Origin of the sequence: Branchiibius cervicis (genome assembly GCF_042661605.1) — a bacterium.
Classification (GTDB): Bacteria; Actinomycetota; Actinomycetes; order Actinomycetales; family Dermatophilaceae; genus Branchiibius; species Branchiibius cervicis.
Genome location: NZ_JBHSWJ010000002.1, coordinates 2,291,795 through 2,313,353 on the forward strand (window position 1 = coordinate 2,291,795; position 21,559 = coordinate 2,313,353).

The 21,559-nt window shown below is 67.8% G+C and carries 22 protein-coding genes and 2 pseudogenes; 9 read left to right on the forward strand and 15 right to left on the reverse strand.

Features of this window, described 5'->3' with window-relative positions; all coding sequences use genetic code 11:
• Window positions 1-11 precede the first annotated feature (11 nt).
• The 5 genes and pseudogenes from cysD to ACFQBT_RS12045 form a co-directional block, all read right to left on the reverse strand.
• Window positions 12-931, reverse strand: a pseudogene (gene cysD / locus ACFQBT_RS12025) (sulfate adenylyltransferase subunit CysD).
• Entirely contained in the window at window positions 928-1,491 is a 564-nt protein-coding gene (cysC, locus tag ACFQBT_RS12030; RefSeq protein WP_377822958.1) for an adenylyl-sulfate kinase, read from the reverse strand. Before cysC ends, cysD begins: the two are co-directional and overlap by 4 nt.
• Before the next feature lie 68 nt (window positions 1,492-1,559).
• Window positions 1,560-2,254: pseudogene (locus ACFQBT_RS12035) on the reverse strand (phosphoadenylyl-sulfate reductase).
• Window positions 2,251-2,436, reverse strand: coding sequence for a hypothetical protein (locus tag ACFQBT_RS12040; RefSeq protein ID WP_377822960.1), 186 nt, complete (start codon window positions 2,434-2,436; stop codon window positions 2,251-2,253). Before ACFQBT_RS12040 ends, ACFQBT_RS12035 begins: the two are co-directional and overlap by 4 nt.
• Window positions 2,433-4,124: a nitrite/sulfite reductase gene (locus ACFQBT_RS12045; protein ID WP_377822962.1), complete on the reverse strand. Its 1,692-nt coding sequence runs from the start codon at window positions 4,122-4,124 to the stop codon at window positions 2,433-2,435. The genes ACFQBT_RS12040 and ACFQBT_RS12045 overlap by 4 nt, the downstream gene beginning before the upstream one ends.
• 116 nt (window positions 4,125-4,240) lie before the next feature.
• Between ACFQBT_RS12045 and ACFQBT_RS12050 the strand changes: the two genes are divergently transcribed.
• Together ACFQBT_RS12050 and ACFQBT_RS12055 are read left to right on the forward strand one after the other, a co-directional pair.
• Entirely contained in the window at window positions 4,241-5,161 is a 921-nt protein-coding gene (locus ACFQBT_RS12050) for a hypothetical protein (RefSeq protein WP_377822963.1), read from the forward strand.
• Window positions 5,158-6,039, forward strand: coding sequence for an aminoglycoside phosphotransferase family protein (locus ACFQBT_RS12055; RefSeq protein WP_377822965.1), 882 nt, complete (start codon window positions 5,158-5,160; stop codon window positions 6,037-6,039). The genes ACFQBT_RS12050 and ACFQBT_RS12055 overlap by 4 nt, the downstream gene beginning before the upstream one ends.
• Window positions 6,040-6,043: 4 nt before the next feature.
• Here ACFQBT_RS12055 and ACFQBT_RS12060 read toward each other — a convergent pair whose 3' ends face one another.
• From ACFQBT_RS12060 to ACFQBT_RS12080, 5 genes are all read right to left on the reverse strand, one after another.
• Window positions 6,044-6,631, reverse strand: coding sequence for a DsbA family protein (locus ACFQBT_RS12060; protein ID WP_377822967.1), 588 nt, complete (start codon window positions 6,629-6,631; stop codon window positions 6,044-6,046).
• 120 nt (window positions 6,632-6,751) lie between these two features.
• Complete coding sequence (locus tag ACFQBT_RS12065; RefSeq protein ID WP_377822969.1) at window positions 6,752-7,507, reverse strand: DsbA family protein; 756 nt, start codon at window positions 7,505-7,507, stop codon at window positions 6,752-6,754.
• 63 nt (window positions 7,508-7,570) lie between these two features.
• The gene (locus ACFQBT_RS12070; RefSeq protein ID WP_377822970.1) at window positions 7,571-8,065 is read right to left on the reverse strand and encodes a MauE/DoxX family redox-associated membrane protein; all 495 of its coding nucleotides are present in this window, start codon (window positions 8,063-8,065) and stop codon (window positions 7,571-7,573) included.
• A 25-nt stretch (window positions 8,066-8,090) separates the two neighbouring features.
• Window positions 8,091-8,585, reverse strand: a complete 495-nt coding sequence (locus ACFQBT_RS12075; RefSeq protein ID WP_377822972.1) for a lipopolysaccharide assembly protein LapA domain-containing protein — start codon at window positions 8,583-8,585, stop codon at window positions 8,091-8,093.
• A 52-nt stretch (window positions 8,586-8,637) separates the two neighbouring features.
• Window positions 8,638-10,395 carry a proline--tRNA ligase gene (locus ACFQBT_RS12080; RefSeq protein WP_377825467.1) on the reverse strand — a complete coding sequence of 586 codons (1,758 nt, stop codon included), beginning with the start codon at window positions 10,393-10,395 and terminating at the stop codon, window positions 8,638-8,640.
• Window positions 10,396-10,539: 144 nt separating this feature from the next.
• Here ACFQBT_RS12080 and ACFQBT_RS12085 point away from each other — a divergent pair, with 144 nt between their 5' ends.
• Window positions 10,540-11,010, forward strand: a complete 471-nt coding sequence (locus ACFQBT_RS12085; RefSeq protein ID WP_377822974.1) for a lamin tail domain-containing protein — start codon at window positions 10,540-10,542, stop codon at window positions 11,008-11,010.
• Window positions 11,011-11,821: 811 nt separating this feature from the next.
• On the forward strand, window positions 11,822-13,207 hold the full coding sequence (locus tag ACFQBT_RS12090; protein WP_377822976.1) for an HNH endonuclease: 1,386 nt from the start codon (window positions 11,822-11,824) through the stop codon (window positions 13,205-13,207).
• Window positions 13,208-13,267: 60 nt separating this feature from the next.
• Here the strand turns inward: ACFQBT_RS12090 and ACFQBT_RS12095 are convergent, their stop codons facing one another.
• The 3 genes from ACFQBT_RS12095 to ACFQBT_RS12105 all read right to left on the reverse strand — a co-directional run bounded on the left by ACFQBT_RS12095 (window position 13,268) and on the right by ACFQBT_RS12105 (window position 15,636).
• On the reverse strand, window positions 13,268-13,714 hold the full coding sequence (locus ACFQBT_RS12095) for a TA system VapC family ribonuclease toxin (RefSeq protein WP_377822977.1): 447 nt from the start codon (window positions 13,712-13,714) through the stop codon (window positions 13,268-13,270).
• Window positions 13,704-13,922 carry a hypothetical protein gene (locus ACFQBT_RS12100; protein ID WP_377822979.1) on the reverse strand — a complete coding sequence of 73 codons (219 nt, stop codon included), beginning with the start codon at window positions 13,920-13,922 and terminating at the stop codon, window positions 13,704-13,706. Before ACFQBT_RS12100 ends, ACFQBT_RS12095 begins: the two co-directional genes overlap by 11 nt.
• A 67-nt stretch (window positions 13,923-13,989) precedes the next feature.
• Window positions 13,990-15,636 (reverse strand): acyl-CoA dehydrogenase family protein, encoded by a 1,647-nt coding sequence (locus ACFQBT_RS12105; RefSeq protein WP_377822981.1) that lies wholly within the window; start codon window positions 15,634-15,636, stop codon window positions 13,990-13,992.
• A 39-nt stretch (window positions 15,637-15,675) separates the two neighbouring features.
• Here ACFQBT_RS12105 and ACFQBT_RS12110 point away from each other — a divergent pair, with 39 nt between their 5' ends.
• Window positions 15,676-16,503 carry a maleylpyruvate isomerase family mycothiol-dependent enzyme gene (locus ACFQBT_RS12110; RefSeq protein ID WP_377822983.1) on the forward strand — a complete coding sequence of 276 codons (828 nt, stop codon included), beginning with the start codon at window positions 15,676-15,678 and terminating at the stop codon, window positions 16,501-16,503.
• Window positions 16,497-17,408 (forward strand): dihydropteroate synthase, encoded by a 912-nt coding sequence (gene folP / locus ACFQBT_RS12115; protein WP_377822985.1) that lies wholly within the window; start codon window positions 16,497-16,499, stop codon window positions 17,406-17,408. Before ACFQBT_RS12110 ends, folP begins: the two co-directional genes overlap by 7 nt.
• On the opposite strand, the gene ACFQBT_RS12120 is transcribed toward folP, so the two are convergent.
• Window positions 17,378-18,079, reverse strand: coding sequence for a copper homeostasis protein CutC (locus ACFQBT_RS12120; protein ID WP_377822987.1), 702 nt, complete (start codon window positions 18,077-18,079; stop codon window positions 17,378-17,380). The genes folP and ACFQBT_RS12120 overlap by 31 nt on opposite strands.
• A gap of 10 nt (window positions 18,080-18,089) precedes the next feature.
• Between ACFQBT_RS12120 and ACFQBT_RS12125 the strand changes: the two genes are divergently transcribed.
• A complete protein-coding gene (locus ACFQBT_RS12125; RefSeq protein ID WP_377822989.1) occupies window positions 18,090-18,725 on the forward strand; it encodes a pyridoxamine 5'-phosphate oxidase family protein in 636 nt (211 codons plus the stop codon).
• Entirely contained in the window at window positions 18,722-20,047 is a 1,326-nt protein-coding gene (locus tag ACFQBT_RS12130; protein ID WP_377822991.1) for a CoA transferase, read from the forward strand. Before ACFQBT_RS12125 ends, ACFQBT_RS12130 begins: the two co-directional genes overlap by 4 nt.
• Here the strand turns inward: ACFQBT_RS12130 and ACFQBT_RS12135 are convergent.
• Window positions 20,016-20,399, reverse strand: a complete 384-nt coding sequence (locus ACFQBT_RS12135; protein WP_377822993.1) for a DoxX family protein — start codon at window positions 20,397-20,399, stop codon at window positions 20,016-20,018. The genes ACFQBT_RS12130 and ACFQBT_RS12135 overlap by 32 nt on opposite strands.
• Window positions 20,400-20,471: 72 nt before the next feature.
• Here ACFQBT_RS12135 and ACFQBT_RS12140 point away from each other — a divergent pair, with 72 nt between their 5' ends.
• Entirely contained in the window at window positions 20,472-21,554 is a 1,083-nt protein-coding gene (locus ACFQBT_RS12140; RefSeq protein ID WP_377822995.1) for a hypothetical protein, read from the forward strand.
• Window positions 21,555-21,559 lie beyond the last annotated feature (5 nt).

Sequence of the window (21,559 nt, forward strand, 5' to 3'; positions counted from 1 at the left end):
GAAGGACCGCATTAGAAATAGCCCTCTCGCTTGCGGTCTTCCATGGCGGCCTCGGACAGCCGGTCGTCGGCGCGGGTGGCGCCGCGCTCGGTCAACGTGCTGACCGAGACCTCGGCGATGATCTGCTCGGACGTGGTGGCGTCGCTTTCGACGGCGCCCGTGCATGACCCGTCGCCCACGGTCCGGTAACGAACGGTCCTGCGCTGCAGGACTTCTCCTCACGCGGCCCGCCCCAGGGGCCGGGTGTGAGCAGCATCCCGTCGCGCAGGAAAACGTCCCGCTCGTGCGCGAAGTAGATGCTGGGCAGGGCGACATCCTCGATGGCGATGTAGTGCCAGATGTCCAGCTCGGTCCAGTTCGAGATGGGAAAGACCCGGGTGTGCTCGCCCGGAGCGTGCCGCCCGTTGTAGATGTTCCACAGCTCGGGGCGCTGCCGGCGCGGGTCCCAACCGCCGAACGCGTCGCGGACCGAGAAGATTCGCTCTTTGGCGCGTGCCCGGTCCTCGTCGCGGCGGGCGCCGCCGAGGAGGGCGTCGAACTTCTGCTCGGCGATCGTGTCCAGCAGCGGAACGGTCTGCAGCGGGTTGCGGGTGCCGTCCGGGCGCTCGGTCAGCCTGCCGTCGGCAAGCCACTCCTCGACGTTGGCGACGACGAGGCGGTGCTGACCGTCGGCGACGACCTGATCCCGGAACGCGATGACCTCCGTCAGGTTGTGCCCGGTGTCGACGTGCAGGAGCGTGATCGGCAACGGTGCCGGTGCGACGGCCTTGCGGGCCAGGTGCAGCAATACCGCCGAATCCTTACCACCGCTGAACAGCAAAGCCGGACGGTCGAATTCAGCGACGACCTCGCGGATGATCTGGATCGACTCCGCCTCCAGCTCCCGCAGTGCGGAAGTCGTGGCCGTGTCACTCGGTGCATAGGTGGTCATGCGATCTCCTGAGCTGTGCTGACAAGAGTGGGCGAACCGAGGTCGAACCGATCGACGATGATCCGAACGGCTTCGGGCACGCTCATCTGCTCGGTCTGAATGGTCAGATCCGGCTCGACCGGTGCCTCGTAGGGGTCGTCGACCCCGGTCATACCGCGCAACTGCCCCGCGGCGGCCTTCGCGTAGAGACCCTTGACGTCACGCCGCTGGCATTCGGCCAGGGACGTCGCCACATACACCTCGGCGTACGGCGTGCCGTGACTCTCGTGCTGCGCTCGCACCGCGGCCCGGGCGTCGGCGTACGGCGCGATGACCGGAACGATGGACACGACGCCGTGGCGCGACAACAGCTCCGCGACGAACCCGACCCGGGTGACGTGCGTCGTGCGGTCCTCACGCGAAAAGCCCAGCCCGGCAGACAGGTTCGTGCGCAACTCGTCGCCGTCGAGGATCTGCACGTCTACACCGTCGCTCGACAGAGCATCGGCCAACGCCTCGGCGATCGTGGACTTGCCCGCCCCCGAAAGCCCCGTCAGCCAGATCGTGATGCCGCTGCTCATGTTCTGGGTCGCGCCTCTTCCCTCGTCTCCGGGCCTCGCTGCGCTCGTTTCCTCAACTCGGTCGGTCCTCACAGGTGAATCCCGCATTCCGTCTTGTCCGTGCCCGACCATCGGCCGGCGCGCGGGTCCTCCCCTGCCGCCACCCGGCGGGTGCACGGTGCACAGCCGATCGACGGGTAGCCCTGCGTCAGCAGCGGATTCGCGATCAAGTCGTGCTCAGCGGCGTACGCCTCGACCTGCTGGTCTGTCCATGCGGCCAGCGGCGCGACTTTCACCTTGTCCCGGCGCGGGTCGAACGACACGACGGGCGTATTGGCGCGGGTCGGCGATTCGACCCGGCGCAGTCCCGTAGCCCACGCGTCGTAGTCGTCCAACGCATCGTCCAGCGGGTGTGTCTTGCGCAGCGCGCAGCACAGGTCCGGATCGCGGGCGAAGAGGTCTTTGCCGTAGTCCGCGTCCTGCTCGGCAACGGTCTGCCGGGGGTGAGGTTGCGCACGTGCACCCGCGGATAGCGCGCGGCGACGCGGTCCCGGGTCTGGATGGTCTCCGCGAAGTGATAGCCCGTGTCGAGGAAGAGCACGTCGACGTCCGGGATCACACTCTGCACCACGTGCAAGAGCACGGTGTCCTGCATCGAGGAGGCCACGGCGAACCGGCTGCCGAAGGTGTCGGCAGCCCACTGCACGATCTGTGTCGCGTCAGCCCCCTCGAGGTCCTTGCCCGCCTGCGTGGCGAGAGCTTCGAGGTCGGTGATGGTGGTCATGCGCGCACCTGCGAATCTGCCTGTCCCTCAACGGAAAGGCCGACGAACGAAACCGTGAAGACACGCGTGCAGCCGGCGCACCGCCAGGCACCGCGCGGCTCCGGCTCGGGGCGAAGATCCTCATCGCTGCAGTAGGGGCAGTAGTAGGGGACCGCCCGCTGCGTGCCAGAAGCCTGACTCATCGCAGGTCCTCCTCGTCGGCCCGCTGCGCCCACTGCGCGAAACGTTCGCCCGGCTCGTGCTGTTTGACGAAGTTTTCGGTGACCCGGACGACGTAGTCGCCCAGCTCGGCCGAGGTCACCTTGTGCGAGCGCAGCTTGCGCCCGAAACCGGCATCCAGTCCCAGGCCGCCGCCGAGGTGCACCTGGAAACCCTCGACTTGCTGCCCTTCATCGTTGGTGACGATCTGCCCCTTGAGACCGATGTCCGCGGTCTGGATGCGTGCGCAAGAGTTCGGGCAGCCGTTGATGTGGATCGACAGCGGCCGTTCGAGGTCGATGTGATCGAGTCGCTCTTCGAGGTCGGCGACCAGCGTGTGCGCCCGGGCCTTGGTCTCGACGATCGCCAACTTGCAGAACTCGATACCGGTGCAGGCCATCGTCGATCGGCGCCACGGGCTCGGGTTCGCTTCCAGCCCGACGGCGCTGAGCTCGTCGACCAGGGAGTCAACCGCGTCCGGTCGCACGTCCAGGACGACTAACTTCTGGTACGGCGTCAGCCGGACCCGCGCGGATCCCGCCTTCTCGGCGGCGTTCGCGACGGACTTCAGCACCACGCCACTGACCCGGCCGGCGATCGGTGCCAGACCGACGTACTTGTTGCCGTCGATCTGGTCGTGCACGCCGATGTGATCGACCGGTTGATCCGGGATCGGCGCCGCGGGACCGTCCTCGAGGCGACGGTGCAGGTATTCGGTTTCCAGGATCTCCCGGAACTTCTCCGTGCCCCAGTCGGCGACCAGGAACTTCAGTCGCGCGCGGTGGCGCAGGCGGCGGTAACCGTAGTCGCGGAAGATCTGGATGACGCCGTGCCACACGTCGGGGATGTCGGCCAGCGGCACCCACACCCCGAGTCGCTCGGCCAGGCGGGGATTGGTGGACAACCCTCCGCCGACCAGCAGGTCGAAACCGGGGCCGTGCTGCGGGTGCTGCACGCCCACGAAGGAGACGTCGTTGATCTCCGGGGCGGCGTCGGCCAGCCACGAGATCGAGGTCTTGAACTTGCGCGGCAGGTTCGACACGGTCGGGTCGCCGATGAAGCGGCGGCAGATCTCTTGGATTGCGGGCTCGGGATTGACAACCTCCTGCGCACTGACGCCGGACACCGGCGAGCCGAGGACCACGCGCGGGGTGTCACCGCACGCCTCCGTGGTCGACAGCCCGACGCCTTCCAGCCGACGCCAGATCTCGGGGACGTCCTCCACGCGGATCCAGTGGAACTGGATGTTCTCCCGGTCGGTGATATCGGCGGTGTCCCGCCCGAAGTCGATCGAGATGTCGGCAATGACGCGCAACTGCTGCGTGGTCAGTGCGCCGGCGTCGACCCGGACCCGCAGCATGAAGAACTCGTCGTCCAGATCTTCCGGCGCGATGGTCGCGGTGCGACCGCCCTCGATGCCGGGTCGGCGCTGGGTGTACAGGCCCCACCAGCGCATCCGTCCGCGCAGGTCCTCGGCAGAGATGGCCGAGAAGCCATCGCGGGCGTAGACCGTCTCGATCCTCTCGCGGACGTTGAGTCCGTCATCGGCCTGCTTGAAGACCTCGTTGGCGTTGAGGGGCTCGCGCTGGCCGAGCGCCCACTGGCCCTCACTACGAGGTGCGCGGGTATCGGTGCGGCGCGGGCGCGCGGCGGCGGTGGGTCGTTCTGGCACGTCGTATAACGTGACATTTGGGTGAACCAAACGTCAAATAATGACGGGGTTGTCTCACCCCTTAGACCGGCGGGGCGCGGTCGGCGAACGAGACGGCGGCGGGTAGTTTCCCACATGTGCCCCGACCGCCCGTCACCCGCCGTGGACTGCTCGGCGCCGCCGGTGTCATGGCACTGACCGGCGGGCTCACCGCCTGCAGCATCCGCCTGGAATCGGATGCTCCGGCGATTCCGGGCATACCGACCCAGGGGCCGCCCGCTGACACCTCCGCTCTCCAGGCGACCGTGCGCAGCCGCGAGTCGGCGCTGTCACTGCTGCGCCAACCGTCCAAAGGGTTGCAGACGGCGCTCAAGCCGGCCTATTCGACGCAGTTGACCCGTCTGCAAGCGGTGATGGCCAGCGCCGGGATGCCGGAAGCCACTCCGTCGACCACGACGCCCACGACATCGACGGTCGGTTTCGAAACCTTCATCCGCGGTGAACTCAGCGCCGCGACGTTTGCCCGGATTGCCGGGGTAGCAACGACCTACCTGTCGATGCTCGCGTCGGTCAGCGCGCTCGACGCCGCTGTGGCCCTCAGCCCGCAAGGCCTCGCCTCCGCCGGTCCCGCACCGGCCTGGCCGACGGCCGCCGTGCCCAGCGCTGTCGCGGTCGGCTTGCTGCCGGCTGTCCGGGAGGCGGTCTACGGGCTGGAGGTCATCGCTGCGAAAACCGCGCTGACCGGGCGCGCCCTGGTCACCGGCACCCTGCACACGATGTATCCGATCCGCGCGCAACTCGAAGCGGTAGCCGGCGACGCGGCTCCCCCGCTGCACTCGACGTACCTGCTCGACCCGGAGCCGCGCACCGACCAGGCGCGTACGACGCTGGGGCGCCGCCTGCTCACGGCGGTCGTGGCCGCGTGCGCCGATCAAGCCGTTGCGACCAAGGGGTCGGCCGATCAGGTCGGGGCGTTGCTACAGGTGTGGGGCACCGTCCTGACCACGTCGTGGACGTGGGGCGTTGCCCCGGTGGCGTTCCCGGGTCTGACCGGGTGAGTTTCGAGGTCGACGTCCCGGCCGGCCTGCGCGCCACGATGACCGGCCGCGCACCATCGGATGGCACCTCGGGCGACGACTGGTTGCGAGCGCTGCCGCGGTTGCTAGCCGCCGCGGCCTGGAGATGGACGTTGAGTGACCCGAAGGCCCCCAGGTACGGCGAGTGCGCACTTGTCGTGCCCTGCACCTCACCGTCGGGTCCGGTCGCGCTCAAGCTGACCTGGCCCCATCCGGAAGCACGGTTCGAACATCTGGCGCTGCGGGCGTGGAACGGTCGCGGTGCGGTGCGGCTACTCGCTGCGGACACCTCGGACCACGCGTTGCTCCTGGAGCAGCTCGACCCCGACCGATCGCTGGATGACATCGATCTCCTGGAGGCCTGCGAAACCGTGGGTTTGCTACTGCGGCAATTGGATCAACCTGCGCTACCCCAGATCGGTCCACTCCCGCTCGCGGCGTGGCAGGACCTGTTGGATCGCGGCGGAGAGCACGTGCCTCGGCGCTTCGTCACACGAGCGACGACCCTTTTGCGCGATCTACCCGTCGGCGATCGACTGGTGCACAGTGACCTGCACTTCGCAAATGTGCTTGCGGGACAGCGGGCTTCGTGGCTGGCGATCGATCCGAAACCGGTCACCTCCGACCCCGCCTTCGGCGTCGCCCCGGTGCTGTGGAACCGCTGGCAGGAGGCGACCGCTGCCTACAGCCTGCGTTCCCATCTTCGGCTGCGGGTCGGTCTGGTCGCCGAGGCAGCGGGGGTCGACGAGGACGAGGCCATGACCTGGTCGTTCGTGCGATGCGTGATCAACGCGGCCGAATGTGAACCGGGCGATCCGGCCCTCTCTCGGTGGATCACCATCGCCAAGGCCATGACCTGAGCGGTCAGATGAGCTCTTCGAAGCTTCCGCGCCGGGTCAGCAAGTCCTGCAGGACAGCCGGATCCGACAGTTGCAGGCCGTTCACGAAGAAGCCGGGCGTGCCCTGGACCCCGTTGACCTCGGCTCGCTGCTCGGTGGCGGCGACGTAGTCGGCGTAGGTGTGTTCGCGCACGACGCCGCTGAACGTGTCGAGCGCGGTCGACTCGATCCCCACCTGCTGGCCGAAGCCCACCAGCTCGTCGTCGGTGTAGCCGCCGCCTTCATCGGGTTGGTTGGCGAACACCGTCGAGTGGAAATCTGCGAAATGCCCCGCGTCCGCGGCACCGAAGGCGGCGTTCGCCGCGCGCCGCGACGAGTCGTTGCCGAAGTTCTCGTCCAGGAAGGTCATCATGTGCACCACCACGATCACCCGGCCATCCCGGGCGAGCGCCTTGACGGAGGCACCGTTCTGGTGCTCGAACTGGGCGCAGTACGGGCATTGGAAGTCCTCGTAGATGTCCACGGTCGCCGCGCCCGGCTGCGCCGCGACCTCGGGGTAGAGCAGGACTCCGTCGCCGTCGGGACGACCGCCTGCGGGCACGTTGATCGACATGCGTGTCACGCTAGCCCGCACCGTGGCGGGCCACGCCTTGAAGGAGGGAGCCCTGCACGCCCCCGCACGTAGCAACGCGGGGCCGGGCGATCACCCGGCCCCGCGTCGTACCTGCGGTTGTTACTTGATGGAGTTGATGACCGACTCGAAGGAGTTCGGCTGGGTCAGCAACGTCTTGTACTCGGTGCCGGTGTTGTCGATCTCCTTACCGTCCACGAAGAACGTCGGGGTCCCGGTCACACCGTCCTTGCCGGACTGGGTCTCGGTCTCGTTGACGTAGTCCTTGTACTTGTTGCTGTCGACGCACTTGACGAAGGTGGTGTACGCCGAGCCGGTGATGCCGGCGTCCTTGCCGAAGCTCTTCAGCTGGTCGACCGTGTAGCCGGTGCCCTCGGTGGCGGGCTGGTTGGCGTAGACGGTCGAGTGGTACTCGGGGAACTTGCCCGCGTCGGCGGCGCAGAAGCCCGCGTTGGCGGCCTGGGCCGACGCGTCGTTGCCGAAGTTGTTGTCCAAGAAGGACATCATGTGCACGACGACCTTCACCTGACCGTTCTTGGCCATCGTCTTCATCATGTCGCCGTTCTGGGTCTCGAACTGCTTGCAGACCGGGCACTGGAAGTCCTCGTAGACGTTGACCGTCTTGGCGCCGGACTGCAGCTTGGCGTCCGGGTAGAGCACCAGGCCCTTGCCGCCGGCGATCGCTCCGGTCGGGATCGCGCCGGACGCGCTGCCGCTGCTCTTGCTCTGGGTGACCAGGAAGGCGGCGAAACCGGCGATGACGAGGACGGCGACGATCACCGAGGCGATCAGCGCCTTGGACGGACCCTGTTTGGGCGCCGCCGCCTTCAGCTTGTCGGCGGCATCGGGGCGAGGCATGACAAATCCCTATCTGTATGTGTGGATTGCTCTGGGAACGATCTGCGGCCGCGCCGGGTTCCGTCAGCCCCAGAGCTTCTGGTCGAGACTGAACTTGGTGCGCGGGAAGAACACCAGCCAGGCGCCGCAGATCAGCAGGCCGACATCGCGCAGCACGTCCCAGGTGTAATTGGGTTTCACGCCGACTTCACCACCGCCGCCGAAACAGCCGCAGTTGATCGACAGACCACGTGCCCAGGCGGAGATGATGCCGATCAGGAAGGCGATCATCAGCAGCGATCCCAGGATGGCCGCCCACCGGGTGAACAACCCCAGGACCAGCAACAGACCGAAGATGATCTCTGCGAAGGGCATGAACGCACCCCACAGGTTGGCCAGGTCGTAGGGCAGGATCTTGAACGCCCGGGTGGCCAACTGGGCCTCGGGGATGTTGGTCGCTTTGATCGCGCCGGAGACCAGGTAGGTCACACCGAGGATGAGGCGGGCGGCGAGGCCGACCCACGGCTTCCAGTCGGTGGTCGGGCGCGCGTCAGTGGTTGTGGCGGTGCTGGCGGTCACCCCGCCAGGGTAACCGGCCGAGCTATCAGGGCTTGAGTACGGCCTTGCTCAGGCCCTTGACCCGCTTGCGCAACTGCATCATCCGGATGCCGCCGGGGATCGCGACGAGCAGGATGCCGGCCACCGCGGCGATGACCAAGGCGATGGCGATCGACACCTGCCCGCTCAGACCGAGGAAGTGGATCGTGACCTTGTTCAGGTTCTGGCCGATGAAGATCATCAGCAGGATCAGCAGGATCGCCATGATGATGAGCCCGATGTACCAGATGCTCGCCCTGGTGCGGTGCAGCAGATCGGACTGCGCCAGTTCCTCGGCCTGGCTGGGCGCCGCGGGTTCGACCGGTTTGCCGGCGGCCTTGCGGCTATCCTGCGGCTCACCCTTGGGCGGCGTGCCGGCGTTGGCCGGAGCCGTGGCCTGACCCGGGACGGCCTCGTCGGTGCTGGCGCGGGCAGCAGAAACCCGTTCCGGCGCCTGATCGGCGCCGTGCGGCTGGGGCGTGGACGAACCCTTGTCGGTCATGGATCAGATCGTTCCACAACCGGGCCACAGCTCCGCCCGGCCGGGTGTGGTGTCACGCCTTTGCTGCGTTGATCTCCCCCAGCACCTCACCGACCGCGCTGGACACCGGGACCTCGCGACGCTCCCCCGAGCGACGATCCTTGATCTCCACGACGCCGTCGGCGAGGCCTTTGCCGACCACGAGGATGGTGGGAACACCGATGAGTTCGGCGTCCTTGAACTTCACGCCGGGCGACACCTTGGGCCGGTCGTCGTAGAGCACTTCCAGCTGCAGCGATTCCAGCTCGCGGACGATCTCCTCGGCCTTGAGATAGACCGCCGGATCCTTGCCGGTGGCCACGATGTGTACGTCGGCGGGCGCCACGGTCCGCGGCCAGATCAGACCCGCGTCGTCCAGGTTGTCCTCGGCGATGACGCCGACGGCCCGGGTGACACCCACGCCGTAGGAGCCCATCGTCACGGTGGTGAGCTTTCCGGACTCGTCGAGCACCTTCAGGCCCAGCGCCTCGGCGTACTTGGTGCCCAACTGGAAGATGTGGCCCATCTCGATACCGCGCGCGAGCTTGAGGGTGCCCGCGCCGCTGGGCGAGGGGTCACCCTCCTTGATCTCGGCGGCCTGGATGGTGCCGTCGGCGGTGAAGTCGCGCCCGTAGACCAGGTCGATCACGTGGTGGCCGGGCTGGTCGGCGCCGGTGACCCAGGCGCTGCCCTCACCGATGCTCGGGTCCAGCAGGTAGCGAATCCCCTTGCCCTCTCCCAGCGCACCGGGTCCGATGTACCCCTTGACCAGCGTCGGGTACGCCGCGAAATCCTTCTCCTCGAAAGGCTCTACTTCCGCCGGGGAGACCTTGGCCTCCAACCGCTTGGCGTCCACGTCGCGATCACCGGGTACGCCGATCGCGAGGGGCTCGCGGGTGCCGTCGGGGTTGCGGAGCATCACGAGGACATTCTTGAGCGTGTCGGCAGCCGTCCACTGACGGCCGTCGATGCGCGGGTGGTCAGCGTTCAGGGCGTCCACCAACGTGGCGATGGTGGGGGTGTCCGGGGTGGGCTCGACGTGGGCCGGGCCGGCGGTCACGTCCTGCTTCGGCGCTTGGGGTATCTCGACAGCCTCGACGTTCGCGGCGTACCCGCTGTCGTCGCGCACGAAGGTGTCCTCGCCGTGCGGACTGACGGCCAGGAACTCCTCCGAGGCCGAGCCGCCCATTGCGCCGGAGTCGGCCTGCACGATGACGTATTCGAAACCGAGCCGGTTGAAGATCTTGATGTACGCGTCGCGGTGCCGGTCATAGGACTTCTGCAAACCGGCTGCGTCGATATCGAAGGAGTAGGAGTCCTTCATGATGAACTCGCGACCGCGCAGGATGCCGGCCCGCGGGCGTGCTTCGTCGCGGTACTTGTTCTGGATCTGGTAGAGCGACAGCGGTAGGTCCTTGTAGGAGGAGTACATGTCCTTGACCACCAGGCAGAACATCTCCTCGTGCGTCGGGCCGAGCAGCATGTCGTTGGCCTTGCGGTCCTGCAGCTTGAACAGGTTGTCGCCGTATTCGGTCCATCGGTTCGTCGCCTCGTAGGGCTCGCGCGGCAGCAGCGCGGGGAACTTCACTTCCTGAGCACCGATCGCGTCCATCTCCTCACGGATGATGCCTTCGACCTTGGCCAGCACCTTCATTCCCAAGGGCAGCCAGGTGTAGATGCCGGGGGCAACCCGGCGGATGTAACCGGCGCGCACCAGCAACTTGTGGCCGGGCAGTTCTGCGTCGGCCGGGTCGTCGCGCAGAGTCCGCACGAACAGGGTCGACATACGCATAGCCACGGGGATGCTCCTTGGAAGTGATGGGGTGCTGCTCTGGCGAGGATAGTCGCGGCGGCATTCGGCTATCGCATCTCATCGTGCTCGCTGAACGTCTACTGTGAGCGCGCCGACAACGCCGTCTCTCCTCAGGAGCCAACAATGCGCCTCGCTCGTGTCCTGCTCGTGCCCGTCTGCACCGCCGCCCTGGTCGCGCCGGTGATCGCCGGACCGGGCGACGCGGCCACCCCGCCACTGAAGTTCGGTAAGTGGTTCGTTGACCTGCCGGGTACCGACAAGGCGACGGCGGCGAACCTGAACAAGGAGTACATCGTCGTGACGAACACGACGACGAAAGCCATCTCCCTGAAGGGCTACCGGGTCCGCGACTACAAGGCCAAGCACACCTACACCTTCGGCACGTTCACCCTCGGCGCGAAGAAGTCGGTCACCCTTCACACCGGTAGCGGCAAGAACAATGCGACCAACGTGTACTGGAACCAGCGGAACTTCGTCTGGAACAACGATGGCGACACCGCCCAGTTGCTGAACACGAAGTCGCAGACGGTCGCCTCCTGCAAGTACGTCAAACTGCGAAACACCTCAAAGACCGGTGGTTGGAAGAACTGCTGACCGGGGGCTTTAGCGACCTCCCACCTAGCGGCCGCCATGGGTCGTCTATTGCTGCACGCGATCATCGTCAACTCGAGAGGAGGCGTTCACCCGCGACGCTCGGACGAGTGACCAGTCAGCCGCGCTGAGTTCTAGGACCACCTGTGTGGTGCTGTGCTGGGAGAGTTCGGCGCTGGGCGCAGTAATTGAACGCGGTCACCGAAGGCGTGAATCGGAAGTGAGCCGTCGGCCGCCGCGCTAAGCGTCCCGTTCCAGAAGTCTCCGAAGTTGCCCAGAAGTGGCGGGTGAGCGCCGGCCCGGTCCAGCGCGTGGTTCTCGATGGATAAGCCGGCTTTTGAGGTGGTCGCAACCGGGAGGTCGGACAAGCGCAGCGTGACGTCCTGTCGGCTGAACCAAACTGGGATCACAACCCTGCCGCCACTCGCAGCGACGCGGACGCGTCTTGTGCTTCTCTTCCTGCTGATACGACCGGCCAGCCACCCGCCGGTCAGCATGGCTGCGATTTCCGCGATCACAACGGGAGTCTGCCGCATTGCGAGCCACCTTCAAAGATCCAGATGACAGATCAGCGGCTGCCGCTTGTGGCGTCTCAAACGACGTGGAACTGGGACGGGAGAGCGACTGTCGGTAGCGGGTAGTAGAGTTCTTACGATGACCCATGGGCGATCTATCTTGGCTCGAAACCCATTGTGCCACAGTCTGATTGATCGAACTTGCTTTTGCACAAGGCCTTCCCAAAGTGGACATATGTGCGATAAGCTGAGGTATCGGTTCTGGGGAGGACCGGGCACCACAAGAGGGGAGGATCGCCATGGCTGCGTCATTGTCTGTCGAGGACGTGCGCGCCTTCCGCGAGCGCCTACTTACCGGCAATGGCGGGATCGATCCTGAGCTGGCGTTGGTGATGGTGCGGGAGCTAGAAGAGCTCAAGAACACTGCGACCGCGGTTCAGGCTGAGCTGACCGTTGTGGTCCACGACAGCCAACGTGCCGCCGACCAAACTCGCGGGATCAGCGCCGACGAGACGGCGCGCGTGGTGGGCGCCCAACTTGGCTTGGCTCGGCGCGAGAGCCCGCGGTTGGGCACCCGGTTCCTGGGCGTCGCTCGTGCGGTGACCCAGGAGATGCCGCATACCTCGGCTGCGCTGGCACACGGCGTGATCAGCGAGTGGCAGGCGACCCAGGTGGTCACCGAGACCGCCTATCTGTCGCTTGAGGATCGGCAGGCCGTCGACGAGGCGCTGAAGGATGCGCTGGGCAAGGTGTCGGCACGCCGTCTGGCCGGGCTCGCTCGTGCCACGGCCTACCGCCTCGATCCTGAAGCCGCGGTGGCCCGTCGTGCCCGCGCGGAACGCGAGCGGCGAGTCTCGTTGCGGCCGGCACCGGACACCATGACCTGGCTGACTGCCTTGCTCCCCGTCAAGGATGGCGTCGCGTGCATCGCGGCGTTGAAGGCGGCCGCCGCATCCGCCGGCGGGGATGGCCGGGCCCGCGGACAACTCATGGCCGACGCCCTGGTCGAACGCATCAGCGGCCGACCCGCATCCTGCGCTCCGGACAGAGATGAAGCCGCAGCAGGTGAATCCCAGGCGCACGCCCCGGCCCCGGTGGTCGCGGTCAACCTGCTGGTTCCGATCGAGACCCTGACCGGGGACGCCCCGGCGGATCTGGAGGGGTTCGGGCCGATCCCCGCCGAACTGGCCCGGGACTTCCTGGCTGACCACGAGGCTGCCGACGGGGTGATCCGGCGGGTCTTCACCGCACCGGACACCGCAGGACTGGTCGCCATGGACTCCCGGGCGCGACACTTTCCCGGCCTGCTGGAAGCGTTCATCCGATTGCGAGACCAAACCTGCCGAACTCCGTTCTGCGATGAACCGATTCAACAGATCGACCACATCCAACGCCACGCCGATGGTGGACCAACGTCCGCCTCCAACGGGGACGGCTGCTGCGCACGGTGCAACTACACCAAGGAGCACCCGGACCTGAAGGTCACCGGTGACGCTGACGAACGGACCTCCAGCATTCGTGGCCTCACCGAAACCACCAAGCCGCCCTCGCCACCGGGCTGCCAGCGACCCGTCGCTTACGCCATCCGCTCTCAGACCAAACGCATCACCGTTCGCCTGCCGAAGTACGCCGTCTGGGGTCACGAAGCTGGCCCGGCCGAGGACCTGCGCCCAGCCGCTGCCTGAACCGCGGGCACGGAGCGGTGAAAGCCCATGGCGACGTGCACCAACGGTGGTCCCGAGCCGTCAACTCGCCCAGACGACGACATGATCACGATGCGCGGGCGACACGGTGGCCGGGATCGCTGCGTCGAAACTGACCAAGATGCCATTACGGCGCACAGTCAGGTCGAGCAGATGCATGTCCGTCACCTGCCGCCGCCCCATCAACTGGCGCAGGTCGAGATTCGTATCCGCGAACGACGCGTCATCAGACCACCATTCCCAGCCGGGCTGATCACGCAACCCGTTGAGCACCGAGACGGCCTCCGACGACATCACCCGGCGGCCAACCACCTGCGGGGTGAGCAACAGCCGCACCAAGCCTGACTCGGTGATGGGAGTGGTCGCCCACGCAGCGGCGACCGTCGGAAACAGCCGGTGCGCTGCCGCGTGGTGGACGTGCTGATCCAACGTCAGCGCCAGCAGCACATTGACATCGAGCAACGCGGGCCGAGCGGTGTCAGTCGTCATCGCGGTAGGCGGACACCAACTCGTCAGTCACCACGTGGCCCGGCACACCCTTGAGCACGGGGAAACCCCCGACCTTGTCGACGTGACCTCCCTCGAGCGTCTGCCGCGCAAGATCCGACACCGCTTTGCCGACGGAGATCCCTTCGGCCCGCGCCTTAGCCCGAGCAGCACTGAGCACTGCGTCGTCGATGTCGAGCGTTGTTCGCATCACCGCATCATAACATCACGACATCGCGCCCCAGCATCACCGAACGTTGACACCTGGCGCCGGCGCGTCAAACGACCGGCAACGCTCGGCGCACGATCGCGCCGGTGTCCAGGCCGGCCGGCAGCGTGCCGAAGACGCCCGCATGGTTGCCGAGAACCCGACTCGTCACGAAGGCGTCCGCAACGTACGACGGGCTGTGCCGGATCAGGAGCGACGCCTGCAGCAGCACCGCCATCCGGGCCGTGATCCACCGCGCCGAGTATTCGGCGGAGGCGGCATCGGACAGGTTCGCGAGCACCTTCTGCACTTCGACCACCGCGTCGGTGAGACGGGAATCCCCGGCCAGCGAAACCTCGGTGTGCCACGCCTCGACCCCTTCGGGCACTTTCTGCAGCACCCGCAAGACGTCCAGCGCGTTGACGTTGCCGCTGCCTTCCCAGATCGAGTTCAACGGCGACTCACGAAACAGCATCGGCATGCCGGACTCCTCGGCATACCCGTTGCCGCCGAAGGCCTCCAACGCCTCCGCGGCCAGGAACGACGCGCGCTTGCACACCCAGAACTTCGCCAACGGCAGCGCCATCCGGCGCAGCGCCCGCTCGTGCTCATCGTCCGGACGCTCCACCGCGAGCGCCAGGCGGAGCCCGACGTGGGTGGCCGCCTCGGACTCAATTGCCATGTCCGCCAGAACGTTTGACATCGCAGGCTTGTCGATCAGCAACCCGCCGAAGGCGGACCGCTGCGAGGCGTGCCACGTCGCTTCAGCCACGCAGCGCCGCATGAGGGCAGCCGAGCCGAGAACGCAGTCCAGCCGGGTCGCCGCCACCATCTCGATGATGGTGCGCACGCCCGCGCCTTCCTCCCCCAGCCGCCACGCGAACGCGTCGTGGAACTCCAGCTCGGAGGACGCGTTGGATTTGTTGCCCAGCTTGTCCTTCAGCCGCATGATCGCGACCTGGTTGCGCGACCCGTCCGGACAGATCCGCGGCAGCACGAAGCAGGTCAGGCCGCCGGGCGCCTGCGCCAGGATCAGGAAGAGGTCGTTCATCGGTGCCGAGGTGAACCACTTGTGGCCGCGGATCGAATACGACCCGTCCTCCTTGGCCGTGGCGACCGTGACGTTGGTCCGCACGTCGGACCCACCCTGCTTCTCGGTCATCCCCATTCCGGCCAGCAGCCCGCGCTTGTCCGCCAGTGGCCGCAATCCGAAGTCGTACTCAGTGGACGCAAGTCCGGCAGTCAGCCGCTGCGCGAGGGCGGGATCAGCGGCCAGGGCGGGGACCGCGGCGTACGTCATGGTCATGGGGCAGATGTGCCCAGGCTCGATAGCGGCCCAGGCGATGTAACCGGCCGCTCGACGTACGTGCGGCAAGGGTTCATCGCGCGTCCACGCGGTCGCCCCCATACCGTGCTCCAGCGAGGTGCCCATGCACCAGTGCCAGCTCGGGTGGAACTCGACCTCGTCGATCCGGTCGCCGAACCGGTCCAGCGTCTTCAGCACGGGCGGATACGCGTTGGCGAGCATCCCGTGTTCGCGCGCCTCCGCCGATCCGGCCACCCAACCCAGCGGGGTCAGCGAGGTCACCAGCCCGTCCGCCTCGTCGCCGGCGTACGCCGACACAGCGCCCAGCAGGGCTCGATCGGTGAGTACGGCGTTGTGCCCGGCGAGCACGGACGCCTGGTTGGCGGGGTGACGGGCGAACGGATCGGTCATGCCTCCGAGCGTAGGCCGCATGCTGGGTAAGTTGTCCCCATGCTGGGTTTGGACGAGTACCTCGATGGGCTGCGTACGGCGGCGGCCCGGATGATCGCCGACGCCACCGAGCCGCCGCGGCCCGACAGGTCCGATTACGAGGATTGGGACGACAATCCGCCCAGCGAAGTGACCGACTGGAACGCCATCAGCCCCACCGCCCCCGAGTGGTCGGTCCGGCAGGTCGTCGCCCATCAAGGCATGGTGCACCGCTGGAGCACCGGCGTGATCACCGGCCGGATCCCGATGTCCGCCGGCCCCGAGGTCACCGATCTGATCGAAGCCGAAGGTATGAACACTCCCGACCCGGGCGGTTGGCTGCAACGCGGCGCCGAGGCGCTGGAGTGGGTTCTGCGCGGCACCGATGAGGACGCCGACCTGCCCTTCTTCCTGAAGAACGCCGGGAAGCCGCGTGACGCGTGGGCGCGCCGCCAGGCGCACGAGACGACCATCCATTGGATCGACGTGTACGCCGCGCGGCTGGGTTCGGCACCGGACAGCAGCGAGCTGGACATCCCGGCGGCGTTTGCGGCCGATGGCGTCGATGAGCTGTTGCGCGGCTTCCTGCCCCGATCGAAATCGGGGATGCGCACCGCCCGGGATGTCGTGGTCGCGGTCCATGCCACCGACACCGGCGACACGTGGACCATGCACTTCGGGGCCAACCCGCCGCAGGTCACGACCGAAGCGACCGGCGATGCTGATTCCACGTGGCACGGAACCGCCGTGCAGCTGTACGCCGGCTTGTGGAACCGCGGTGACCAGATCACCCAGGACGGCCTGGACGTGCTGTCGGTGTGGCGGGAGCGTGCCGCCGTCGCATGGTGACGCCGTCGCCCCTGCTGCTGCGTGGCCGCATCTTCGATGGCGCGCGCCCGGCGGTCATGGCGATCGTCAACCGCACCCGCGACTCGTTCTACGCCGGCAACCGGCACCATGACGACGAATCCGCCCACGCCGCAGTGCAATCGGCGCTGTCCGATGGCGCGGACATCATCGACGTCGGCGGGGTCCGCGCGGGCCAGGAAGGTGAGTCGGTCTCCGTCGAACAGGAGATCGAGCGGGTCGTACCCTTCCTGACCGAGGTCCGCCGCCGCCACCCCGAGGCGATCCTGAGCCTGGACACCTGGCGCGCGCCCGTCGCTGCAGCGGCCGCCGAGGCCGGCCTGGATCTGGTCAACGACACCTGGGCCGGGCACGACCCCGGGCTGGTCGAGGTGGCCGCACGCATCGGTGCCGGCATCGTCTGCTCGCACAGCGGCGGATTGCCGCCGCGCACCGATCCGGTGGACGTGCGCTACGCCCGCGACGGCGAGTCGGAGGACGACGCCCTGCTCGCCGACGTACGCCGAGTGCTCACCGCGGGTGCCCACCGCGCGCTCTCGCTGGGCATCCCCCGCGACCGCATCCTGCTGGACCCCACGCTCGACTTCGGCAAGACCACCGCCAACTCGCTGACCCTGCTACGGCACACAGCGGACCTTGTCGACCTGGGGTTCCCTGTGTTGCAGGCTATTTCACGCAAGGATTTCATCGGCGAGAGCCTTGACCTGCCCGCGGACGAGCGCCTCGAAGGCAGCCTCGCCGCCACCGCCGTCGCCGCCTGGCAAGGCGCCACCGTCTTCCGCACCCATGACGTGCGGGCCACGCGTCGGGTCCTGGACATGGTGGCCACGATTCGCGGCGACCGGCCGCCCCTGCGTCAGGAGCGAGGGCTGCGCGGTCCGCGGTGATCGGTGATCGCTGCTTTGAACTGCCGCGCAACCTGCAGGTCGGGCTGACCGTTGCCGCTCGCCGAGGCGTGGATCGCCGACACCTGCGCGTCGATGAGAGCAGGCACCGATGCAACACTGACCCCGCCGCCGGGCATGATCTCGATCCGACCCTGAGCGGCCTGCACCATCGCGGCGATCGTGCCCACCCCGTCTGGGGCCTTGTCGGCGCCGCCGGAGGTGAGCACTCGGCGTACTCCCCTGTCGCGCAACGACGACACGGCGCCCACCGGATCCGCCAGGCTGTCGACGACCCGGTGCACGGTCACGCTCGCATCCCCGGCCGCCGCAACCATGCGGTCGATGAACGACAGGTCGAGCGCACCGTCGCGGCTGGCCCCGACCACCACACCGTCCGCACCACGCTGCAGGGCGGCGACCGCGTCGGCGAGCATCAGATCCAGCTCGGCGGGCGAATACTCGAAATCGCCGGGCCGCGACCGCACCAGCACGTGCACCCCCGGCCCGCCGGCGTCACGGGCGGCGACCGCGGCGTCGATCAGGGCCTGCGACGGGGTCAGTCCGCCCACCTCGAGGGCGCAGCACAACTCGATCCGGTCGGCTCCGACGGCAGCCGCGACGTCGAGGCCGCGTGGATCCTGGGCGATCAACTCGAATGCGGGCACTGTCATAGTGGACAGCATGGCCTACGACGACCTGCCAGCAATCGATTCGGTTGAGGAGCTCGAGTCCTTCGGGGTGCCCCAACCGGCCGTCCGCGACAAGGTGCGCAACCGGTTGCATGACCTCGACCGGCGATGGATCTCCCACTCCCCCTTCGTCGTGCTGGCCACGTCGAGCCCGGACGGTCGCTGCGACGCTTCCCCCAAGGGGGACCCGCCCGGCTTCGTCAAGGTGCTCGACGACCGCACTCTCGTGGTCCCGGAGCGCGCCGGTAACAAGCGATTCGACGGCTATCACAACGTCCTGACCAATCCGCACGTTGGATTGCTTTTCCTGATCCCCGGCCGTGGCGACACGCTACGGGTCAACGGCCGGGCGCGCCTTATCAGCGACGGCCCGTTCTTCGACGATCTCGTGGTCAAGGGTCATCGGCCGGTCATGGCGCTGCTGCTGCAGGTGGAAGAAGTGTTCTACCACTGCGCCAAGGCGTTCATGCGCTCACAGTTGTGGGAGCCGGCGACCTGGGATCCCACCGTGCTGCCCCGGCACGCGGTGATCGCCAAGGAACTGGTCCGCCCGGACAGCCCGCTGGCCGAACTCGACGAGTACTACGACGTCGAGCGGTACCAGAAGGGCCTCTACCCGACCTCATGACCTGGCCGTCCCTCGAGCTGCCCTGGCCCTCGGATGCCGGCGTCCAAGGCCCTCGACGCTGGTGGAACGGTCCCCTGGACGTCGAGGCGCTCGCCGTCGGATCAGTGCAAGCGGCGGTGAGTGCAGCCAAAGCCCTTGCGAACCAACGTGGTTCGAGCTGGCGGGGTAGCGTCGACAGTAGCCTCGTCGGTGCCTCCTTCGATTCGATCGGTCTGCTGCGACGCGACGATCAACCCGTCTCCGGCTGGGCCGAGTTTTCGGGCTTCTTCGAGACCGCCGACGGCTGGGTCCGGTTGCACGGCAACTACCCCCACCACGCAGCGGTCATCCGTTCCTACACCGCAGCCGGCGACAAAACCGGCGTACAAGCAGCGCTGCGCTCACGGACTGCGGCGGACGTCGAGCGGGACGTGCGGGCCGCTGGGGGCATCGCGGGCGCCGTACGCTCGATGCACACCTGGCGCGAACACCCGCAGTACCGCCAAGCTATCGAAGGCCGCGGCCTGATCACCCTGGACTCCCCGACCGGGAGCACCCGGCCGCTCGCGCCCACGACGCAGGGGCCGATGCGCGGTGTACGGGTCCTCGACCTGACCCGGGTCATCGCCGGCCCGACTGCCACCCGCCTGCTGGCGGCCCTCGGTGCGGACGTATTGCGTCTTGATCCGCCGGCCACCCCGGAACTGCTCGACCAGCATCTGGACACCGATTTCGGCAAGCGAACGGCGCTGGCGGACCTGATGCGGACGGACATCGATGAGCTCCTGGACGCCGCGGACGTCGTCATCACCGGCTACCGGCCCGGCGCTCTCGCGAAATTCGGGCTGTCCGCCCCGGAACTGCTCGCCCGCCGGCCCTGGCTGATCGGTGTCGACCTGTCCGCTTGGGGTGACAGCGGCCCGTGGGCGCACCAGCGCGGCTTCGACAGCATCGTGCAGGCCGTCACCGGGATCGGCATGACGTACGGCGAGCACGAGCAGCCCGGCGCCCTCCCCGTCCAGGCGCTGGACCATGCGACCGGCTACCTGATGGCTGCCGCAGTGATGCAGCTGCTCGCCGCACGGGGAACCGACGGCGGTCGCGCGGCGCACCTCTCACTGGCCCGGACCGGCGCCTGGCTGCAGGACCACCCGGCTCAGCCCGGTGAGCTGACGAACGTGGTCGATGAGAGGTTCCTTGTCGAGCGGGACAGCGCCTACGGGCGACTGCGCTACGTGCGCCCGGCCGTCGTGGTCGACGGCGGCCTGATCGACTACCCGGCCCCGCCGGATGAGTACGGGACGGCGGCCCTCAGCTGGACCGCGCGGCCAGAGCACCCTTGATCAACGGCCACTGCAACGGCAGCCGGGCGATCGTTCCCACCTGCATCACCCGGCGTTGCGTGGTCGGTTTGCGCTGTGCGGCAGCCCAGGCGTCGGCGGCCATCTGCAGGTTCGCCGGGAACACCGCCGCCAGCAGACCGGCCGAGGCGAGGCCGGCCACCGACCGCGTTCGCGGCGCAACCAACCCCGCCGCACACGCCAACTCGGCCACCCCGCTGACGTAGACCAGTTCGCGCTTGCGTGGCAGCACCTTGGGCACGATCGGCTCGAAGACCTGCGGGCGCACCAGGTGGATCACGCCCGACCCGGCGAACGCACCGACGACGACCTTGCTCAGCAACGGAAGTGACATGCCGGCAGCCTGCCACGCCGCACTATCCTCATCGGGTGCCGCACCGCCCAACGGACCAGTCGGCGTGATGCCATGAGCGCGCGCACCAAGGCGATGCTGGCCTCTGCCGTGGTGTTCGTGCTGGCCCGCAGCCTGTGGCTGGCCGCCCTCCTCGTGGTGACCCGCGACGGCCGGCCGCGATCGGCGTACGCGATCCTGACCCGCTGGGACGGCCAGTGGTACGCCCGGATCGCCTCGTCCGGCTACGGGCACTACCAGGTCGCCGCCGACGGGTCGCACCACTACGACTACGCCTTCTTTCCGCTCCTGCCGCTCATCGAGCGAGCTGGTCACGCACTGACCGGGCTCGCTCCGGTTGACGTCGGACTCGTCGTGTCGTGGACTGCCGGCACGGTGGCGGCAGCGGGGATCTGCGCCCTGGGCTCTGAACTGCATTCTCCGAGAGTCGGTTTGGTGACCGCCGCATTGTGGTCGCTCCTTCCGATGAGTGCAGTACTCGCGCTCAGCTACTCGGACACGCTGCTCATCGCTCTCGCGGCATGGAGCCTGCTGGCGCTGGTACGCGGAGAATGGCTCATCGCTGGACTACTCGCCGCCGCAGCGGGATTCGCTCGGCCCACCGGTGCCGCGATCGTCCTGACGGTGTTCGTCGCAGGTCTCCTCAGGGCGAGCCGGCAGCAGTGGCGTCCCCTGCTCGCGGCCGTTCTCGCGCCCACCGGGCTCGTCGGCTACCTCGCGTGGGTCGGGACTCAAACCGGGTCGATCAACGGCTACTTCGAGGTCACCGACGGCTGGCACAACGGCTTCGACGGCGGCCTGTCGTTCGTGCGGTGGGTCGCCGACCTCGGGCCAATAGCGGTAGCGGTGGTCGCCGGCATCATCGTGCTGATTACTTTGTGGCTGCTCCTGATTCGTGATCACGAGCCCTGGCCGGTGATCTTCTACAGCGCAGTCATCGTGGCGATCGCCCTCACGACCTCGGGGTTCTTCGGCTCGAAGCCGCGATATCTGCTGGCCGGGTTCCCGCTGCTCCTGCCGCTCGCGACGCGTCTGACCCGGCTCCCCCGGCCGCTCGTCGCGGGCGTCCTGGTTGCGCTGGGGGTGATCGGCACGGCGTACGGCGTGGTGTGGCTGACCGGGACCGGCCCACCGTGATCCGG

Coding starts and splice junctions, on each gene's coding strand:
- ACFQBT_RS12040 (WP_377822960.1), bottom strand. CDS start 2,436: ATGAGTCAGGCTTCTGGCACGCAGCGGGCGGTCCCCTACTACTGCCCC.
- ACFQBT_RS12060 (WP_377822967.1), bottom strand. CDS start 6,631: ATGTCGATCAACGTGCCCGCAGGCGGTCGTCCCGACGGCGACGGAGTC.
- ACFQBT_RS12140 (WP_377822995.1), top strand. CDS start 20,472: ATGAGCGCGCGCACCAAGGCGATGCTGGCCTCTGCCGTGGTGTTCGTG.
- ACFQBT_RS12095 (WP_377822977.1), bottom strand. CDS start 13,714: ATGACGACTGACACCGCTCGGCCCGCGTTGCTCGATGTCAATGTGCTG.
- ACFQBT_RS12125 (WP_377822989.1), top strand. CDS start 18,090: ATGGCCTACGACGACCTGCCAGCAATCGATTCGGTTGAGGAGCTCGAG.
- cysC (WP_377822958.1), bottom strand. CDS start 1,491: ATGAGCAGCGGCATCACGATCTGGCTGACGGGGCTTTCGGGGGCGGGC.
- ACFQBT_RS12080 (WP_377825467.1), bottom strand. CDS start 10,395: ATGCGTATGTCGACCCTGTTCGTGCGGACTCTGCGCGACGACCCGGCC.
- ACFQBT_RS12090 (WP_377822976.1), top strand. CDS start 11,822: ATGGCTGCGTCATTGTCTGTCGAGGACGTGCGCGCCTTCCGCGAGCGC.
- ACFQBT_RS12105 (WP_377822981.1), bottom strand. CDS start 15,636: ATGACCGATCCGTTCGCCCGTCACCCCGCCAACCAGGCGTCCGTGCTC.
- ACFQBT_RS12135 (WP_377822993.1), bottom strand. CDS start 20,399: ATGTCACTTCCGTTGCTGAGCAAGGTCGTCGTCGGTGCGTTCGCCGGG.
- ACFQBT_RS12085 (WP_377822974.1), top strand. CDS start 10,540: ATGCGCCTCGCTCGTGTCCTGCTCGTGCCCGTCTGCACCGCCGCCCTG.
- ACFQBT_RS12075 (WP_377822972.1), bottom strand. CDS start 8,585: ATGACCGACAAGGGTTCGTCCACGCCCCAGCCGCACGGCGCCGATCAG.
- ACFQBT_RS12130 (WP_377822991.1), top strand. CDS start 18,722: ATGACCTGGCCGTCCCTCGAGCTGCCCTGGCCCTCGGATGCCGGCGTC.
- folP (WP_377822985.1), top strand. CDS start 16,497: ATGGTGACGCCGTCGCCCCTGCTGCTGCGTGGCCGCATCTTCGATGGC.
- ACFQBT_RS12120 (WP_377822987.1), bottom strand. CDS start 18,079: ATGACAGTGCCCGCATTCGAGTTGATCGCCCAGGATCCACGCGGCCTC.
- ACFQBT_RS12100 (WP_377822979.1), bottom strand. CDS start 13,922: ATGCGAACAACGCTCGACATCGACGACGCAGTGCTCAGTGCTGCTCGG.
- ACFQBT_RS12065 (WP_377822969.1), bottom strand. CDS start 7,507: ATGCCTCGCCCCGATGCCGCCGACAAGCTGAAGGCGGCGGCGCCCAAA.
- ACFQBT_RS12110 (WP_377822983.1), top strand. CDS start 15,676: ATGCTGGGTTTGGACGAGTACCTCGATGGGCTGCGTACGGCGGCGGCC.